Annotated in this window: 2 protein-coding genes; both read right to left on the bottom strand. The window is 75.7% G+C overall.

The genetic code is table 11. From position 1 onward, the window contains the following. Positions 1-10,728: a type I polyketide synthase gene (locus V6D49_RS25670; protein ID WP_340563441.1), complete on the bottom strand. Its 10,728-nt coding sequence runs from the start codon at positions 10,726-10,728 to the stop codon at positions 1-3. A 34-nt stretch (positions 10,729-10,762) separates the two neighbouring features. Next, positions 10,763-20,497: a type I polyketide synthase gene (locus tag V6D49_RS25665; RefSeq protein WP_340563438.1), complete on the bottom strand. Its 9,735-nt coding sequence runs from the start codon at positions 20,495-20,497 to the stop codon at positions 10,763-10,765. Positions 20,498-20,520 lie beyond the last annotated feature (23 nt).

Below are 20,520 nucleotides of genomic sequence, written 5' to 3'. Positions count from 1 at the left end.
TCAGGCTCCCGATTCGTTGTCGATGAACGCGAAAAGTTCCTCGTCGCCCGCCGCGTCGAAGTCCGTGGTGGCGCCGTCGGTGGCCGCGTCGTCCCCGGCGTCGTACCGGGCGAGCAGCGCGTGCAGCCGGGAGACCACGCGGGCGCGTGTCTCGTCTCCCGGTCCCGTGCCGGAGAGGGCGGTGTCGAGCCGGTCCAGGTCGGCCAGCAGCGTGGCGGTGCCGGTCCCGGAGTCGTCGAAGGCCAGGTGCTCCAGCAGGTGGTCCGTGAGGCGCGCGGCGTTCGGGTGGTCGAAGATCAGCGTGGTCGGCAGTCGCAGTCCGGTGGCCGAGTTGAGCCGGTTGCGGATCTCGACTGCGGTGAGGGAGCTGAACCCCAGGTCGGTGAAGCCCTGTTCCGGGTCGACCGCCTCGGCCGAGGTGTGCCCGAGCACGGCTGCGGCGTGGCCGCGGACGAGGTCGAGCAGGGCCTGCCGCCGCTCGGCCGGGTCGAGGCCCGCCAGGCGGGAGGTGAACGACGCGGCGTCCTCTCCCGCCTCGACCGCGCGCCGCGCGGGCTGCGGGACGAGGGCGTGCAGCAGCGGCGGCACCGGAACGCTGCCCGCGCGGGCCCGGAGGGTCGCCAGATCGAGCCGGGCCGCCACCAGGTGGGGCCGGCCGGAGGCGAGGGCTGCGTCGAGCAGAGCGAGTCCTTCCACGTCGGACAGGGCCGTGCCGTCGCCGGTCGCACGGGCGCGTACGTCCTCCGAGAGGTGGCCGGTCATGCCGGTTGCGGTGGCCCACATGCCCCACCCGATGGAGAGCGCGGTGCGGCCGTGGGCGCGGAGGCGCGCGGCGAGTGCGTCCAGCACCGCGTTGGCGGCGGCGTAGTTGGCCTGGCCGGCGGCGCCGAAGGTGCCGGAGGCGGAGGAGAAGAACACGAACGTCTCCGCCCCGGCCAGTTCGGTGAGGTGGAGTGCCGCGTCCGCCTTGGGGCGCAGCACTGTCGCGAGGCGCTCGGGCGTCATCGAGGTGAGGACGCCGTCGTCGAGGACGCCCGCTGCGTGCACGACGGTTCCGATCCGGCGGCCGGCGAGCACCTGCGCGAGCCGGTCCCGGTCGCCGGTGTCACAGGCCGCGACCTCCGCCCGGGCCCCGAGCGCGGTGAGGTCGTCGACGAGGGCGGCGGCCCCGGGCGCCTGCGGGCCGGAACGGCTGAGCAGGAGCAGGTCGGTGACGCCGTGGGTGGCCGCGAGGTGCCGGGCCACGAGGGCGCCGAGACCGCCGGTTCCGCCGGTGACCAACACGGTCCCGGTCGGCAGGGCGGGCGATGCGGGCGGGTCGCCGTCCGTGGCCCTGACCGCGGCCCGCACGAGGCGCGGCATGTGCGGGGTGCCCTTGCGGAGGGCGGTCTCCGGCTCGCCCAGGACGAGGGCTTCGGTCAGGCCGCCGAGGGCGGCGTCGGTGTCGATCGTCGCGAAGCGGCCGGGGTTCTCGGAGTTCGCCGTGCGCAGCATTCCGCGGGCAGCCGCGCCGGGCAGGTCGGTGATGTCCTCGCCTTCGTGGACGGCGACGGCTCCCGAGGTGAGCAGCACGATGCGCGACCCGTCGAACCGCCGGTCCGCGAGGAGGGTCTGCGCGGCGGCGAGGACCTCGGCGACCCGCAGGTGCACGTCCTCGGGTGTCGCTCCGGTCCCTGCGGGACCGGAGAGCAGGACGATCTCGGGCACGGTCATGCCGGCGTCGACGGACTCGGTCAGCGCGGCCGTGTCGGCGTGCCATTCGACGGCGTACGTCTCCTCGGCCAGTTGGTCGGCGGCGCCGAGGCCGTCGACGCCGACGACGGCCCACGAGACGGGGGCCGGGCCTGCCGGGGCCGGGGTCCATTCGACGGCGAAGAGTGCGTCGCCCGGTCCCTGAGCGGAGGCCAGCTGCGCGGCGGAGACCGGACGGAACTCCAGCGTCTCCACCTGGACGACGGGCGCGCCCGAGGTGTCCACGGCTTCGAGTCGCAGCGCGTCCCGCCCGGCGGACCGGCTGATCCTGACCCGCAGTTCGGTGGCGCCCGTCGCGTGCACGGTGACGCCCTGCCAGGCGAACGGCACCCGCACCTCTCCGGTGTCGGGGAACAGGCTGCCGGCCCCGGCGGCGTGCAGGGCCGCGTCGAGCAGGGCGGGGTGCAGGCCGAAGCCCGCGCTGTGGGTGCGGGCTTCCGGGGGCAGCGTGACCTCGGCGAACACCTCGTCCGCGCGCCGCCAGACGGCGCGCAGGCCCTGGAAGGCCGGCCCGTACCCGTAGCCGCCTTCGGCGACGGCGGCGTAGAAGCCGGCCGGGTCGACCGGTTCGGCGCCCCGGGGCGGCCACGGGACCGACTCGGGGACGGGTCCGGCGGGGTCGGCGCGCAGGGTGCCGCCGGCGTGCCGGGTCCAGGCTCCTTCGTCGCCCTCGGCGCGGGAGTGGACGGTGACGGCACGGCCGCCGTCCGCGGCGGTGGTGTCGCCGACGGCGACCTGGACGACGACGGCTCCGTCCCCGGGCAGGGTGAGCGGTGCCTCCAGGGTGAGCTCGTCGAGGCTCGGGAGGCCGACCGCCTCCCCTGCGCGGAGGGCGAGTTCGAGGAGGGCGGTGCCGGGCAGCAGGACGGTGCCGAGCAGGACGTGGTCGGCGAGCCACGGGTGGGTACCGACGGAGATCCGCCCGGTGAGCAGGATGCCGTCGCTGCCGGCCACGGGCACCGAGGCGCCGAGCAGGGGGTGATCGGCGCGGCCGAGGCCGGCGGCGGAGACGTCGGCGGGCAGCGCGCGCTTCTCGGGCCAGAAGCGTTCCCGCTGGAAGGCGTAGGTGGGGAGGTCGACGGTACGGCCTGTGCGGTCCTCCAGGACGGTGGTCCAGTCGACCGGGACGCCGGCGACGTGCGCTTCGGCGAGAGCGGTCAGCCAGCGCGTGGCGTCGCCCTTGCCCCGTTGAAGCGTGGCCAGCACCGCGCCGGGACGCCCCGACGCCTCCACCGTCTCCTCGATACCAGGAGTCAGAACAGGGTGCGGGCTGCACTCCAGGAACACCGACCGGCCATCGCCCAGCAGCGCATCCGTCGCCTCACCGAACCGCACCAACGACCGCAGACTCTCATACCAATACCCGGCATCCATCACCGCCGTATCGATCCGCCCACCCGTCACCGACGAATACAACGGCACCACCGACGACCGCGGCACCACCGGCCCCAGATCAGCCAGGATCCGCTCCCGCAACTCCTCCACCTGCACCGAATGCGACGCATAATCCACCGGAACCCGACGCACCCGCACCCCACGCCCCTCACACACACCCACCAACTCATCCAACGCCCCCACCTCACCCGACACCACCGTCGAACCCGGCCCATTCACCGCCGCAACCGAAACCCGACCACCAAAACCACCCACCAACTCCCCCGCCACCTCAGCACCCACACCCAACGACACCATCCCACCCCGACCCGCCAACACCCGCAACGCACGCGAACGCAAACCCACCACCCGCGCACCATCCACCAACGACAAACCACCAGCCACCACCGCCGCCGCAATCTCACCCTGCGAATGACCCACCACAGCCGACGGCACCACACCAACCGACCGCCACAACCCAGCCAACGACACCATCAACGCCCACAACACCGGCTGAACCACATCAACCCGACCCCACAACACCTCCTCATCACTCTCCAACACCTCCCACAGCGACCAACCATCCGTGAACGGCTCCAACGCCGCCGCACACTCCACCAACGACTCCCGAAACACCGCCGAGGACGCCGCCAACTCCCGACCCATACCAACCCACTGCGACCCCTGCCCCGGAAACACCAACACCGGAGCACCACCGGAACGCGCCACACCCCGCACCACCTCCGGGTGGGCCACGTCCCGCGCCAACGCCCGCAGCGCCCCGGCACGGTCCTCCCCCAGCACCACCGCACGGTGCTCCAACACCGCGCGTCCGGTGAGGAGCCCCCAGGCGACGTCGGAGGGGTCCGCCTCGTCCGCCAGGGCGGCGAGCCGGGCGGCGGCCCCCTGGAGCGCGCCCGCGCTCTTACCGGCGAGCAGCCAGGGCACCTGGGCGGGCAGCGGCTCGGCGGGTGCGGCGGGCACCGCGTCGACGGGCCGGGGGCCCGCTTCCAGGATCACGTGTGCGTTGGTGCCGCTCACACCGAACGAGGAGACACCGGCCCGGCGCGGGCGGCCCGCGTCCGGCCACTCCCGCGCCTCGGTCAGCAGCTCGACGGCTCCGGCGGACCAGTCCACGTGCGGCGACGGCTCCCCCACGTGCAGGGAGGGCGGCAACACGCCGTGGCGCATCGCCTCCACCATCTTGATCACACCACCGACACCCGCCGCCGCCTGCGTATGGCCGATGTTCGACTTCAACGACCCCAGATAGAGCGGCTCCTCACGATCCTGCCCGTAGGTGGCCAGCAGCGCCTGCGCCTCGATCGGATCACCCAGCCGCGTGCCTGTCCCGTGCGCCTCCACGGCGTCCACATCGCCGGTCGTCAGCCGGGCCGCCTCCAGCGCGGCACGGATCACCCGTTCCTGCGACGGGCCGTTCGGCGCCGTCAGACCGTTCGACGCACCGTCCTGGTTGACCGCGCTGCCACGCACCACCGCCAACACCCGGTGCCCAAGACGCCGCGCGTCGGACAGCCGCTCCACCAGCAGCACGCCCACGCCCTCCCCCCAACCCGTACCGTCGGCGTCCGCCGAGAAGGTCTTGCAGCGGCCGTTGGAGGAGAGTGCGCCCTGGGTGCTGAAGTCGATGAAGACGGCGGGGGTGGAGAGCACGGTGACGCCGCCCGCGAGGGCCATGTCGCACTCTCCGGCACGCAGCGCCTGGCAGGCCAGGTGCAGGGTGACGAGGGAGGACGAGCAGGCCGTGTCGACCGTCATCGCCGGGCCCTCGAGCCCGAAGGTGTAGGAGACGCGGCCGGCCAGGACGCTGCCCGAGGTACCGGTGCCGAGGTAGCCCTCGACTCCCTCTGGCAGCACGGTCATGGTCGATCCGTAGTCGTGGTACATGAGTCCGGCGAAGACGCCGGTGCGGCTGCCGCGCTGCGAGGCCGGGTCGATGCCGGCCCGCTCGAACGCCTCCCAGGAGGCCTCCAGGATCAGCCGCTGCTGCGGGTCCATGGCAAGCGCCTCGCGCGGCGAGATGTGGAAGAGCGAGGGGTCGAAGCGGTCGGCGTCGTGGACGAAGCCGCCTTCCAGGACGGTCGACTTGCCCGAGGCGTCGGGGGTGGGGTCGTAGAGGTTCGCGATGTCCCAGCCGCGGTTGTCGGGGAACGGGCTGATGGCGTCGGAGCCCTCGGCGACCAGGCGCCACAGGTCCTCCGGGCTGTTCACACCCCCGGGGTAGCGGCAGCTCATCGCGACGATCGCGATGGGTTCGTCCCTCCCGGCGGCCGGTCGGGAGGTGCGGTCTGCCGGTGCGGGGGCCGGCCGGTCCCCACCCGTCAGCCGGGTCAGCAGCTGGGCCGTCAGGGCCTGCGGCGAGGGGTAGTCGAAGACGAGGGTCGCGGGCAGCCGCAGGCCGGTCACGGCGTCGAGGCGGTTGCGTAGTTCGACGGCGGTCAGGGAGTCGAAGCCCAGGTCCTTGAAGGTGCTGTGGTCCTCCACCGGATCGGTGGCGCCGAACCCCAGCACGCCGGCGGCCTCGGCCCGCACCAGCTCGGCGAGGAACGCGGTGCGCTCGGCCTCGCCCAGCGCGGCGAGGCGCTCGCCCAGCGGGGTGGTGGCGCCCGGTACGGTACCCGCCGCCGTCCCGGGCCGCGCGGAGCGGGTGACCAGAGCGCGCAGCAGCGGCGGTGCCTGGCCGGCCGGGTCGTTCTCCAGGGCCCTCCGGAATCCGGGGAGGTCGAGGTGGATCGCGACCAGGTGCGGGGTGTCGCCGGTGCGGACGGCGTCCAGGATGGCCAGCGCCTCGTCCGTGGCGAGGGGCCCGCCCGCGCGGTTGATCCGGGCCCGGTCCGTCTCGTCGAGACCGCCGGAGATGCCGGAGGTCTCCGCCCAGAGCCCCCAGCCGACGGAGACGGCGCCCGGCCTGCGGTGGGCAACGGCGTCGAGCACCGCGTTGGCCGCCGCGTACCCGGCCTGGCCGGCGGAGCCGAAGGTGGCCGAGGCGGAGGAGAAGAGCACGAAGAGCGGTACCTCCCCGACCAGGGCGTCCAGGTGCAGCGCGGACACCGCCTTGGCGTCCAGTACCGCGTCGATCCGCTCCGGGGTAAGCCCGGTGATGACGCCGTCGTCCACGATCCCGGCGGCGTGCACCACTCCGGTCAGCGGCCGGTCCTCGGGAACGGTGGCGAGTACCGCGGCCAGTGCGTCGCGGTCGGCGACGTCGCAGGCGACGGCCCTCGCGCGGGCGCCCAGTTCGGCGAGTTCGGCGATCAGTTCGTCGGCTCCGGGGGCTGCGGGACCGCTCCGGCTCACCAGCAGCAGGTCGCGGACGCCGTGCCCGGCGGCGAGGTGCCGGGCGACCCGGGCGCCCAGGACGCCGGTGCCTCCGGTGACGAGCACGGTGCCGTGGGCCACGGTCTCCTCGGCGTCGGAAGCCGGCGCGGCGGCGGCGGCGCGGGCGAGACGTGCCACGTGCCACCGGCCGTCCCGCAGCGCGAGCTGCGGCTCGTCGGCGCCGGACGGTCCGGTGGCGGGGACGGAGCCGTCCGCGGGGTCCAGGTCGAGCAGGACGAAACGGCCCGGGTGCTCGGTCTGCGCGCTGCGGACCAGCCCCCAGACGGCGGCGGCGGCCGGATCGACCGGGGCCTGGCCGACGGGCATGGCGCCCCGGGTGAGCAGGACGAGGGTGGAGTCGGTGAAACGACCGTCGGCGAGCCAGGCCGTCACGCACCGAAGCGCACGGTGCGCGGCGGCACGGACGTGGGAGGGCGCGTCGGTGGCGGTGTCGCCGCTGCCGGACGGCGGGCCGGCGTGGACCGCCACGAGGGCGGGGACCTCGGGCAGGTCCGCCAGGCCGGCGAGCTCGGCCGGTCCGGCGACGACCGTCCAGGGGCGTTCGTCCGCCCGGCCGTCCGTCGTGGGCAGCGCGGCCCACCGGACGCGGAAGAGCGTGTCGGACGGGAGGGCGGCGGCGTCGGCCACGGCCCCGGCGGGGCGCAGGACCAGGGACGCGACGGAGGCGACCGGCTGCCCTTCGGCGTCGGCGAGGTCAAGGGAGACCGCGTCGGGGCCCGCGGGCGAGAGGCGTACGCGCAGCGCGGTCGCGCCGGTCGCGTGCAGGGTCACGCCGGACCAGCTGAACGGCACCCGTACGGGTTGCGCGGGCTGCTCGAGGGAGTCCCGGGGGCCCTGCGCCAGGCCGTCGAGTGCCGCTGCGTGCAGTGCGGCGTCGAAGAGTGCCGGGTGCAGGCTGAAGCCCCCGGGTTCCGGGGCACCGCCCGCGCCACCGGGGGACGGCAGCACCACGTCGGCGTACACCGCTCCGTCGGCGCCGAGCCACGCGGCCCGCATGCCCTGGAAGACCGGCCCGTACTGGAGGCCCATGTCCTCGACGGCGGCGTAGAAACCGCCCAGGTCCACCGGTGTCGCGTCCTGGGGCGGCCAGCTGGCGAGCGGCGTGCCGGCGGCGGAGGGGGCGGCCGAGAGGATGCCGCTCGCGTGGCGTACCCAGTCGCCGACCGGATCCACGGCTCCCGCCAGTTCGTCGGGGCGAGAGTAGAGGGAGATCTCCCGGGAGCCGTCCGCGAGCGGTGCTCCCACCTCGGCCTGGATACGGACGCCGCCCCGCTCGGGCAGGACCAGCGGGGTGCCGAGGGTGAGTTCGTCGACGACGGGGCAGCCGACCTGTTCGCCCGCGTGCAGGGCCAGTTCGAGGAGCGCGGTGCCGGGGACCAGGACCGCGCCGGCCACCCGGTGGTCGGCGAGCCAGGGATGGGTGGCCCGGGAGAGCCGCCCGGTGAACACCAGGCCGTCGCCGCCGGCCACCGTGACCACCGCGCCGAGCAGCGGGTGCCGGGTGCCGCGCAGCCCCACGGCGCCGAGCGCGGCCACGCCACCCAGGGCCGGCCAGTAGCGCTGCCGCTGGAAGGCGTAGGTGGGCAGGTCGATGCGGCGGGGGGTCCACGGTGCGTAGACGGCGGCCCAGTCGGGGGTGACACCCGTGGTGTGCGCACCGGCGAGCGCGGTGAGCACGGACTCGGTGTCCTCGCGGTCGCGACGCAGGAGGGGCAGGGCGGGCGCTCCCTCGTGCAGGTGCGGCACGAGCGCGGACAGCACCCCGTCCGGACCCAGTTCCAGGAACACCCGCACATCGGCCAGCGGCGCGACGGCGTCGGCGAAGCGGACCGGCTCGCGGATCTGCCCCACCCAGTAGCCGGGCGTGGCCATGTCGCCCGGAGCCGTGGCCACGACGGGAATCGTCGGGGGGGGGTAGGTCAGCGACTCCGCGACCGCCGCGAACTCCGCCAGCATCGGCTCCATCAGGTGCGAGTGGAAGGCGTGGGAGACCGTCAGCCGCTTCACCCGCACGTTCTGGGCGCGCAGCCGTTCCTCCAGGGCGTCGACCGCGTCCGCGTCACCGGAGACCGTCACCGACGCCGGCCCGTTGACCGCCGCCAGATCCACGCCCTCCGGCAGTTCCAGGCCGTCCTCCGCCGCCTCCACGGCCAGCATCGCACCGCCCTGCGGCAGCGCCTCCATCAACCGGCCACGCGCCGACACCAGCGCACACGCGTCATCCAACGACAACACACCCGCCACATGCGCGGCCGCCAACTCGCCTATCGAATGACCCACCAGCACATCCGGCACCACACCCCACGACTCCACCAACCGGAACAACGCCACCTCGACCGCGAACAACGCAGGCTGAGCGTAGACCGTGCGGTCCAACGCCTCACCGTCCCCGAACACCACCTCCCGCAACGAACGATCAAGATCCACCCGCGCACACACCGCATCGAACGCCTCGGCGAACACCGGGAACGCCTCGTACAACCCACGCCCCATCCCGACCCGCTGCGCACCCTGACCCGAGAACAGGAACACCGTCCGGCCGGGCCGGACGGCCCCGGTGAGCACACCGGGGCCGGTCGTGCCCTCTTCGATGGAGCGCAGGCCGGCCCGGACGTCCTCCGGGGCCGAGGCAAGGACCGCGGCGCGGTGCTCGTGGGACTGACGGGTCGCGCCGAGGGAGTGGGCGAGGTCGACGAGGCTGGCGGCGTCGTCCTCCGACTCCTCCAGGAAGCCGCACAGCCGCGCCGCCTGCGCGCGCAGGGCCTGCGCGGAACGCCCGGAGACCACCAGCGGAACGACGCCCGGCCTGGGGCGGCGTGCGGCGGGGGGCTCGGTGGCGGCCGTGGCGCGGGGCGCCTCCTCCAGGATCACGTGCGCGTTGGTGCCGCTGATGCCGAAGGACGAGACGGCCGCCCGGCGCGGGCGTTCGCCCGGCTCCCAGGGGCGCGGTGCGGTGAGCAGCTCGATGCGGCCGGAGGACCAGTCGACGTGCGGGGTGGGCACGTCGACGTGGAGCGTACGGGGCAGGGTGCCGTGGCGCAGTGCCAGCACCATCTTGATGACGCTGGCGACGCCGGCGGCGGACTGGGTGTGCCCGATGTTGGACTTGAGCGATCCGAGCCAGAGGGGCTGTTCACGGTCGCGGCCGTACGTCGCCAGCAGGGCCTGCGCCTCGATCGGATCACCCAGCGCGGTGCCGGTGCCGTGCGCCTCGACCACGTCAACCTGGTCGGGGGTCAGGCGCGCGTTGGCGAGCGCGGCGCGGATGACGCGCTCCTGGGCGGGGCCGCTGGGCGCGGTGAGCCCGTTGGAGGCGCCGTCCTGGTTGACCGCGGAGCCGCGGACCACCGCGAGCACCGGGTGGCCGGCGGCCCGTGCGTCGGTGAGCTTCTCCACCAGGATCATCGCCACGCCCTCGGCCATGCCCATGCCGTCGGCGTCGGCGGAGAACGCCTTGCACCGGCCGTCGGAGGCGAGGCCGCTCTGCCGGCTGAACTCGTGGAAGCCGACCGGGTGGGGCATGACCGTGACGCCGCCGACGAGGGCGAGGGAGCAGTCGCCGTTGCGGATCGCCTGGGCGGCCAGGTGCAGGGCGCTCAGCGACGAGGAACACGCGGTGTCGACGCTGACCGCGGGCCCCTCCAGGCCCAGGGTGTAGGCGATGCGCCCGGAGAGCACGGACGTGGCGGCGCCGGTGAGCTGGTAGCCCTCGGTGCCGGCCAGGCCGGCCTGCATGCCGTTGCCGTAGCCCTGGCCGTTCGTGCCGACGAAGACGCCGGTGCGGCTGCCGCGCAGCGTGCCGGGGTGGATGCCCGCACGCTCCACGGTCTCCCAGGCCGCCTCCAGGATCAGCCGCTGCTGCGGGTCCATGGCCAGCGCCTCGCGCGGGTTGATGCCGAAGAACGCCGGGTCGAACATGCTCGCCTCGTGCAGGAAGCCCCCCTGGGAGGCCTCGGCCGCGGCGACGCCGTCGGCCGCCGCGAGCGGGGTGTCGTCCCAGCCCCGGTCGTCGGGGAAGGGGGTGACGCCGTCGCCGCCTGCGGCGAGCAGCCGCCACAGGTCCTCGGGCGAACGCACACCACCGGGGAGGGTGCAGGCCATGGCGACGACGGCCATGGGCTCCGGGTCGCGGACGCCGGCTCCCCGCAGCTGCCTCCGCGTGTCGTGCAGTTCAGCGATCACGCGGCCCAGGTAGTCGCGGAGCTTGCGCTCGGTGGAGCTCGTGGCGGCTTCTTCGGTCATCGTGTTCTCCTGAAGGCCCTCGGGGCGGCGTCGTTCACTTGAGTCCCAGGTCCCTCTCCACCAGGGCGAACAGTTCGTCGTTCGTGGCGTTGCCGAGCCGGTCGGCCAGTGCGGCCGATTCGCCGGCCCCCTCGCCGTCTCCCGCGGGGTCGGCGGACGGGTCGGCGGCGGCCGTGCCGCGGGTCCGGGACAGCAGCGACTCCAGTCGCATCACGATCCGGACCCGGTCGAGGTCGTCGTCCGCGCGGCGGGCGAGCGCCGTTTCCAGCCGGTCGAGTTCGTCCGCGGACGGCAGGAGGTCGGCGTCCTCCTGAGCGTCCGGCAGCAGCAGGCCGCCCAGGTGCTCCGCCAGTGCGACGGGCGTCGGCTGGTCGAAGACGAGCGTCGCGGGCAGCGTCAGTCCGGTCGCGGCGGCCAGCCGGTCGCGCAGGGCGACGGCGATGAGCGAGTCGATGCCCAGGTCGCGGAAAGTGCGGTCGGGCTCGACGTCGTCGGCTCCGGTGTGGCCGAGCGCGACGGCGGCGTGCGTCCGCACCAGCTCCACCAGGGCCGGTGCCCGTTCCACTGCGGAGAGCGCCGCCAGGCGGGTGCGCAGTCCTTCCCCGGCCTCGGCCGCGTCGTCCGCCGCGTCGCCGCCCGGTCGGGCGGCGGTCAGTGCGCGCACCTCGGGCAGGTCGGCGAGGAGCGTGCTGGGGCGCAGCGCGGTGAAGGAGGGCACGAAGTCCGCCCAGTCCACGTCGGCCGCGGCCACCGCCGGCTCGGGCGCGTCCAGGGCCTGGCGCAGTGCGACCATGGCGGCGCCGGGTCGCAGGAGGGGGATCCCGCGGCGCGACATGAGTTCGGCGGCGCCGCCCCCGACCATGCCGCCGCCGTCCCACGGTCCCCAGGCGACGGAGCGCACCGGGGCGCCCTCGTGGCCGCGGAGTTCGGCGAGCGTGTCGAGATAGGCGTTGGCCGCGGCGTACGCGCCGTGGCTTCCGACGCCCCAGACGGCGGAGACGGACGAGAAGTGGACGACGGCGTCGAGGCCCGCGGGGTCGAGCAGTTCGTCGAGGTGCCGGGCGCCGGCCGCCTTTCCGCCCATCAGTCGGGCCAGGTCCGCGACGCCGGTGGCGGCGAGGGGGGCGAGATCCCCCAGGCCGGCGGTGTGCATGACGGCCCGGACGGTGACACCGTCGTCGGCGAGGTCCGCGAGTGTGCGGGCGAGGTCCGCGCGGTCCTGGAGGTCGCAGGCGCGGATCGTGACGCGGGCGCCGAGTGCGGTGAGTTCGGCGGTGAGTTCGTCCGCTCCGGGGGCTTCGGGGCCCCGCCGGCTGAGGAGCACGAGGTGGTCGGCGCCTTCGGCGGCCAGCCAGCGGGCCACGTGGCCGCCGATGGCTCCGGTGCCGCCGGTGACCAGGGCGGTGCCCGTGGGGTGCCATCCGGTGCCGGGGCGGGCGGGGGTGGTGTCGGCGTGCCGCAGCCGCCGTCCGTATGCGGCGCGGGGGCGGAGGGCCATCTGGTCCTCGCCGTCCGTGCGGGTGAGGGCGGCCGCGAGCCGGGCCGCCAGCCGCGGGTCGCCGTCCGGTCCGTGGGCGGGCAGGTCGATCAGGCCGCCCCAGTGACCGGGGTGTTCCAGGGCCGCGACCCTGCCGAGCCCCCAGGCGGCGGCCTGGTCGGGGCTGACGGGCGCCTCGTCGTCGCCGGTGCCGACGGCTCCCGCGGTGAGCGTCCACAGCGGGCCGGGGTCGGCGTCGAGGGCGGCGTGCAGCAGGTGAAGGGTGGCGGCAAGTCCCGCGGTGAGCGCCGGGTGGCCCGCGCAGGGCGTCTCGTCGAGGGCGAGGAGGGAGACCACGCCCCGCAGCCGTTCGCCGGGGGCGACGTGGTCGCGGAGGATGTCCGCGAGTTCGGCCGCGTCGACGTCGGCGGGGTCGACGAGGAGGAGGTCGGTGTCGCCCTGCCGTGCGGTGAGGGCGGAGCGGCAGAACTCGGCGGTGCTGGCGGCGGAGTCGGGGGCGACCACCAGCCAGCGTCCGGAGCACGAGGACGCGGGCTGCTCCTCCAGGGCGTTCCAGGTGACGCGGTACCGCCACGCGGCGACGGTCTCCTGTTCGCGGGTGTCGCGGTGCCAGGCCGAGAGGGCGGGCAGCAGGGGGGCGAGGTCCGCCGCGTCCAGGCCGGCGGTGTCGGCCACGGCTTCCGCGTCGCCGTCGTCGACGGCCGACCAGAAGCGGGACTCGGCCGGTGAGGCGGTGGCCGCCCGCACGGCGGCGGGTTCGGCGGCGCGGGCGCCGGGCCAGTAGCGGGTGCGCTGGAAGGGGTAGGTGGGCAGGTCGGTGAGGCCGGCGCCGGGCCAGGGCTCCAGCGCGGCGCGCCAGTCCACCGGGGCGCCCAGGACGTGGGCCTCGGCCAGGCTCGTCAGCAGCCGTTCCCGGCCGCCCCGGCCGCGGTGCAGGGTGCCCAGGGCGGCGACGGTGCGGCCCGTCTCACCGGCGGTCTCCTGGATGGCGGCGGTGAGCACCGGGTGCGGGGAGACCTCGATGAGGAGGGTGTGCCCGTCGCGGAGGGCGGAGGTGGTGGCCCGGTCGAAGCGGGCGGTCTCCCTCAGGCCGGTGAACCAGTAGTCGGCGTCGGCGCCCGCGGTGTCGAAGCGGTCACCGATCAGGGAGGAGTAGAACGGGACCTCGGAGGTGCGCGGGGTGCTCGCCACCGCGGTGAGCCCCGCGAGGACGGTGGTGCGGACGTCCTCCATCTGCGTGGAGTGCGCCGCGTAGTCGAAGGGCAGCCACTGGCTGCGTACGCCGTCGGCGGTGAGCACGCTCTCCAGTTCCTCGAGGGCGGCCGGCTCGCCGGAGACGACGGCCGAGCGGGGGCCGTTGACCAGGGCGAGGGAGATCCGGCCGGTGTAGGGGGCCAGGCGCTCCTCGGCCTGGTCGGCGGGGAGCGCGACCGCCAGCATCCGGCCCCGGCCCGCGACCTGGGTGAGCGCCCTGGCGCGCAGGGCGACCAGGGCGGCACCGTCGGCCAGGGGCAGCGCGCCGGCGACGACGGCTGCGGCGATCTCGCCCTGACTGTGGCCGATGACCGCGGACGGGGTGACGCCGTGCGTCCGCCACACCTCGGCGAGCGACACCATGACCGCCCACAGCAGGGGCTGGACGACGTCCACGCGCTCCAGGCCGGGGGCGCCGGGGCGGCGGCGGAGGACGTCGGCGGGCACGAAGTCGACGTGCGGGGCGAGGGCGTGCGCGCACTCCTCGAAGCGGGCCGCGAACACCGGCGACTCGTCGAGCAGTTCGGCCGCCATGCCCTCCCACTGGGTGCCCTGTCCGGGGAAGACGAAGGCGACCTTCGGGGTGGTGTCACGGCCCGTGACGGCGGCCGGGTGGGGCCGGTCGTCGGCCGTCGCGGCGAGGGCGTCGAGGAGGTGGTGCGGCTCGGTGCCCACGACGACGGCGCGGTGCTCCATGGAGGTACGCGCGGTGGCCAGGGTGAACGCGGCGTCGGCGAGCCCGGCGCCGGCAGCCCCGTCACCGTCCCCGGGTACGCCGGCGAGGTGCGCGTGCAGTGCGGCGGCCTGGGCCCGCAGGGCCGCCGGGGTGCGGGCGGAGAACACGAGCGGAAGCGCGGGCCGCACGCCGCCGGCGCCCTCGCCGGTGCCGTGCGCGGTGAGGGTGGCCGTGTCCTCGGGGGCCGGGGCCTCCAGGACGACGTGGGCGTTGGTGCCGCTGACGCCGAAGGAGGAGACGCCCGCGCGGCGCGGCCTGCCGGTGTCCGGCCAGGGGCGGTCCTCGGTGAGGAGGGCGACGTCGCCCGCGGACCAGTCGACCTTGGTGGTCGGTCGGTCCACGTGCAGGGTGCGGGGCAGCACTCCGTGACGCATCGCCAGGGTCATCTTGATGATGCCGGCGATGCCAGCGGCGGCCTGGGTGTGGCCGATGTTGGACTTCACGCTGCCGGTCCACAGCGGCTCGGCGGCGCGGTCCTGGCCGTACGTGGCGAGCAGCGCCTCCGCCTCGATCGGGTCGCCGAGCGCGGTGCCCGTGCCGTGGGCCTCGACCACGTCGACCTGATCGGGGGTCAGGCGCGCGTTGGCGAGCGCGGCGCGGATCACCCGCTGCTGGGCGGGGCCGCTGGGCGCGGAGAGGCCGTTGGAGGCTCCGTCCTGGTTGACCGCGCTGCCGCGCAGCACGGCGAGGACGGGGTGTCCGCTGCGGCGGGCGTCGGAGAGGCGTTCCAGCAGCAGCATGCCGGCGCCTTCGCCCCAGCCGGTGCCGTCGGCGCCGTCCGCGAACGCCTTGCAGCGGCCCTCGGGAGCGAGGCCCCCGAGGGTACTGAACTCCGTGAACGGGCCCGGGGTCGCCATGACCGACACGCCGCCGGCCAAGGCCAGCGAGCACTCGCCGTCGCGCAGGGCGCGCAGGGCCATGTGGACGGCGACCAGCCCGGAGGAGCAGGCCGTGTCCACGGTCATGGCGGGTCCCTGCAGGCCGAGGGTGTAGGAGAGCCGGCCGGACAGGACGGCTCCGGTGACGCCCCCGGTCAGGTGGCCCTCGACGTTCTCGCCGGAGCCGAGCAGCAGGTAGCCGTAGTCCTGGCCGTTACTGCCGACGAAGACGCCGGTGTCGCTGCCGTGCAGGGAGCCCGGGGCGATCCCGGCCCGTTCGGCGGCCTCCCACGCCGTCTCCAGGAGCAGCCGCTGCTGGGGGTCCATGGCCAGCGCCTCGCGGGGCGAGATGCCGAACATGCCGGCGTCGAATCCCGCGACGTCGTCGAGGAAGGCGCCGAAGCCGGCAGCGGGGGCACCGCCCGCCGCGTCGACAAGAGCCCCGAGATCCCAGCCGCGGTCGGTGGGGAAAGGGGTGACGGCGTCCTCGCCCCGGGCGATCAGCTGCCAGAAGTCCTCCGGTCCGCGGACGCCGCCGGGGAAGCGGCAGCCGATGCCGACCACGGCGACGCGGTCGTCGTGGTCGGGCGCCGCCCGGACCGCGGGCACCGGCGGCGTCGGGGCGGTGGCCTCGCCCAGCCGGGCCGCGAGGTGCTCGCCGAGGGTGCCGGGCCGGGAGTGGTCGAAGACCAGGCCGGCGGGGAGGGCCAGGCCGGTGCGGGCGGCCAGCCGGTCGCGCAGTTCGACGGCGGTGAGCGAGTCGACGCCCAGGTCGCGGAAGGGGGTCCGGACACCGACCGGGTCGGCGGACGGGTGCCCGAGCACGGCTGCGGTCGTCTCGCGGACCAGGTCGACCAGGGGGGCGGACCGGTCGCGCGCCGGCAGCCCGGCCAAGGTCTGGGCCCATTCGGCGCGGAGCGCCTCGGGGTCGCCGGCGGCACCGGTGGTCCTGGCGGGTGTCTCGGCGGCCCCGGGGATCTCGCCGAAGAGGCGGGCGGGCCGGGTGACCTGGAAGGCGGGCGCGAAGCGCTGCCAGTCGATGTCGGCGACGACCAGGGCGGTCTCGTCGTGGTCGAGGGCGGCGGCCAGCGCGGCGGTCGCCAGTGCGGGCGGCATGGGCGTCAGCCCGCGCCGGGCGAGGTGCGCGCGGACGTCCTCGCTCGCGGCCATGCCGGACTCGTCCCATGGGCCCCAGGCGATGGACGTGGCGGGCAGCCCGGCGGCGCGGCGCCGCTCGGCCAGGGCGTCCAGGTGGGCGTTGGCGGCGGCGTACGCGCTCTGCCCGCCGCTGCCCCACACGCCGGCGACGGAGGAGAAGAGCACGAAACGTTCGACGCGGCCCGCGTCGGCGAGGAGTGCGTCGAGGACCTCGGCGCCGCGCACCTTGGCGTCGAGGACGCCGGCGAACGTGTCGAGGCCGGTGGACTCCAGCGACTCGGTTCCGGTCACGCCGGCGGCGTGCACGACGGTGCGGACGTCGTGCTCGGTGAGGAGGGCCGCCATCGCCGTGCGGTCGGTGACGTCGCAGGCGACCGCGGTGACCCGGGTGGCGGGCGCGAGTTCGGCGACGAGTTCGGCCACGCCCGGCGCCTTCGGGCCGCGGCGGCCCGCCAGGACCACGTGGCGGGCGCCCCGTTCGGCGAGGAACCGTGCCGTGCGGACGCCGAGCGCTCCGGTGCCGCCGGTGATCAGGACGGTGCCGTCCGGACGCCAGGGGCCGGCGCCGTCCGCGGCGGCGGCCGGGGCGGGGACGACCCGCCTGGCGAAGGCGCCCGACGGACGCAGGGCGGCCTGGTCCTCGCCCGCCGTCCCCGTGAGGAGGGTCACAAGGAGGGCGGCCGAGGTCTCGTCGAGGGCGTCGGGCAGGTCGATCAGTCCGCCCCAGCGGCCGGGGAGTTCGAGGGCCGCGACACGTCCGAAGCCCCACAGCGCGGCCTGAAGCGGGCTGGGAGCCCGCTCGGCGGGGCCGACGGCGACGGCTCCGCGGGTCAGGGCCCACAGCGGTGCGTCCGTCCCGGCGTCGCCGGCGGCCTGGGTGAGCACCACGGTCGCGGCCAGGCCCGCGGAGAGCGCGGGGTGGGCGGCGGCCGGCAGGTCGTCGAGGCCGAGCAGCGACACCACGCCGGTGTACGGGCCGTCGGCGGCGCACTCCTTCAGGAGTTCGGCGAGTGCGCCACGGTCGGCCGCGGTCCGCTGGTCGATGGAGACTTCGGTGACCTGCGCGCCCGCGTCGCGCAGCGCTGCCGGTACGGCGGCCGTCAGGGCGTCGTCGCTGCGCTCCGCGGGCAGCACGGCCAGCCAGCGGCCGACGGCCGGGGCCGGGGCGAGACCGGTGAGCGGCCGCCAGGTCACCCGGTAGCGCAGCGAGTCGGCGCGGAGGCGGTTGTTGTGGTCGCGCCGCCAGCGGGTGAGGGCGGGCAGCAGGGAGGCGACGGCGGCCGGGTCGGGCAGGCCCACCGTCTCGGCGAGCAGGCCGGCGTCGGCCTCCTCGACGGCGCTCCAGAACCGCTCGGCGGCCGGGTCCGCGGCGGCGGCTGCCGGGGCGGCGGAGACGGCGGTGCCGGGCTCCACCCAGTAGCGGTCCCGGTGGAAGGCGTAGGTGGGCAGAGGTACGCGGCGCCCGCCCCAGCAGTCGAAGACGGCGCGCCAGTCGACGGCCGCGCCCGCCGTGTGGGCGGCGGCGAGGGCGGTGAGCAGGGTCTCCGGTTCGGGGCGGCCGGGACGCAGTGTGGCGGCCGCCGTCGGGCCGCCCGGGGTCGTGCCCGCGGCGGGCAGGACGTCGCGGACCGCCGCGGCGAGGACGCCGCCGGGCCCCAGTTCCAGGAAGACGCCGGCGCCGTGGGCGCGGGTCCAGGACACCGCGTCGGCGAACCGTACGGTCTCGCGCACCTGGCGGACCCAGTAGCCCGGGTCGCACAGGGTGTCCGCGTCCACCGGGCCGCCGGTCAGGGTGGAGACCACCGGCAGCGCCGGCGGGTGGTACTCCAACGACTGTGCGACGGCGGCGAAGTCGTCGAGCATCGGCTCCATCAGGTGCGAGTGGAACGCGTGGGAGACCGGCAGCCGTTTCACGCGGACGCCCTCGGAGCGCAGTCGCTCCTCCAGTGCGGCGACCGCGTCCGCGTCGCCCGACACGGTCACCGAGCCGGGTCCGTTGACGGCGGCGAGGCCGACTCCTGCGGGCAGCTCCAGCGCGGCCTCGTCGGCCTGGACCGCCAACATCGCTCCGTCGGCGGGCAGCGCCTGCATGAGCCGGCCGCGGGCGGCGACGAGGGTGCACGCGTCGTCGAGGGAGAGGACTCCCGCGACGTGGGCGGCGGCCAGTTCGCCGACGGAGTGGCCGACGAGGTGGTCGGGGGACGTCCCCCAGGACTCGAGGAGACGGAACAGGGCCACTTCGAGCGCGAACAGCGCGGCCTGGGCGTGGACGGTGCGGTCGAGCGCACCGGCGCCCTCCGCTCCCCCGGCCCCGGTGGCTCCGGCGCCCTCGGCTCCGGCGGCCTCCGTTCCCCTGATTTCGGCCGTTCCGGGACCTCCGTCGCTTTGGTCGCTTCCTTCGCCGAAGACGAGGTCGCGCAGGCCGGTGCCCGCCCCGGTGTCCAGGCGGGCGCAGACCGCGTCGAAGGCGTCGGCGAACACCGGGAAGGCGGCGTGGAGTCCGCGGCCCATCCCGATGCGCTGGGAGCCCTGGCCGGTGAAGAGGAACACCGTGCGGGCGTCGCCGGCGGCCTCGCCACGGACGAGGCCCGCGGGGCTGCGGCCCTCGGCCAGGGCGGCCAGGCCGGCGGTGAGCTGGGCGCGGTCCCCGGCCAGCACGACGGCGCGGTGCTCCAACGGCGAGCGGGTGGTGGCGAGGGTGCGGCCGATGTCCAGCAGGCCCAGGTCAGGCCGCGCGTCGAGGTCGGCGCCGAGCTGCCGCGCCTGCCCGGAGAGCGCCTCGGCGGTGCGCCCGGAGACCAGGACGGGCACCACGGCCGGGGCGGTTCCGGCCGTCGCGGCGCCGGTCGTCGCGGCAGCGGTCGTCGCGGCAGCGGGGGCGGGGGCGGGAGCCTCGCCGAGGATGACGTGGGCGTTGGTTCCGCTCAGGCCGAACGACGAGATGCCCGCGCGCCGCGGCCGCCCCGCCGGCGGCCAGGACCGTTCCTCGTCCAGCAGCCGTACGGCACCGGCCGACCAGTCGATGTGCGGTGACGGTTCCCGCGCGTGCAGGGTGCGGGGCAGGACGCCGTGGCGCAGCGCCTCGATCATCTTGATCAGCCCCGCCATGCCCGCGGCGGCCTGCGCGTGGCCGATGTTCGACTTCACCGAGCCGAGCCAGAGCGGCTCGTCCTCCGTGCGGCCCTGGCCGTACGTGCCCAGCAGGGCATCCGCCTCGATCGGGTCGCCGAGTCGCGTGCCGGTGCCGTGCGCCTCGACGGCGTCCACCTCGGTGGGCAGCAGCCGGGCGTCGGCGAGCGCGGCGCGGATCACGGCTCGCTGGGCGCGGCCGTTGGGGGCCGTCAGCCCGTTGGTGGCGCCGTCGGAGTTGACGGCCGAACCGTACAGGACGGCGTGCACATGGTGGCCGTTGGCCCGCGCGTCGGAGAGCCGCTCCAGCAGGAGCACTCCCGCCCCTTCGGACCAGCCGGTGCCGTCGGCGCCCGCCCCGAAGGACTTGCAGCGGCCGTCGGCGGAGAGGCCGCCGTGGCGCCCGAACTCGCCGAACATGCCGAGGTCGGCGATGATCGTGACGCCGGCGGTGACGGCCAGGTCGCACTCGCCGCCGCGCAGGGCGCGGGCGGCCTGGTGGACGGCCACCAGGGACGACGAGCAGGCGGTGTCGACGGTGACGGACGGGCCTTCGAGACCGAAGGCGTAGGAGATCCGGCCGGACAGGACGCTGCCCGCCATGCCGGTCATGAGGTGGCCCTCGGAACCCTCGGGCGGCTGGGATCCGCCGCCGTAGCCCGAGGAGCCGGCGCCGACGAAGACTCCCGTGCGGGTGGCACGCAGGGAGAGCGGCGGGATGCCCGCACGCTCCAGCGCCTGCCACACGGTCTCCAGCAGCACCCGCTGCTGGGGGTCCATGGTGAGCGCCTCACGAGGGCTGATCCCGAACAGCGCGGCGTCGAAGCGGTCCGCGTCGTCGATGAAGCCGCCCTTGAGGTCGGGGAGCGCACCGGGGCCGCCGGGCACGCCCCAGCCGCGCGCGGCGGGCAGGTCGCCGATGGCGTCCCGGCCCTCGCGGACCAGATCCCAGAGCCCTTCGGGGTCGTCGGCACCGCCGGGGTAGCGGCAGGCCGTGCCGACGACGGCGAGCGGCTCGCGCTCCCGGCCCTCCGCCTCCGCGAGTCGCTGCCGCGTCTCGGCCAGGTCGGCCGTGACCCGCTTGAGGTACTGGAGGAGTTTCTGTTCGCCTGCCATGCCCGGTCCCTGTGCGGGTTCGG

Origin of the sequence: Streptomyces sp. GSL17-111 (assembly GCF_037911585.1) — a bacterium.
Classification (GTDB): Bacteria; Actinomycetota; Actinomycetes; order Streptomycetales; family Streptomycetaceae; genus Streptomyces.
Note: the sequence above shows the minus strand (reverse complement) of the source record. Positions and strands in the feature narration are given on the sequence as shown.

Excerpts from the sequence above, each read along its gene's own strand:
- V6D49_RS25670 (WP_340563441.1), bottom strand. The coding sequence starts at position 10,728 with ATGACCGAAGAAGCCGCCACGAGCTCCACCGAGCGCAAGCTCCGCGAC.
- V6D49_RS25665 (WP_340563438.1), bottom strand. The coding sequence starts at position 20,497 with ATGGCAGGCGAACAGAAACTCCTCCAGTACCTCAAGCGGGTCACGGCC.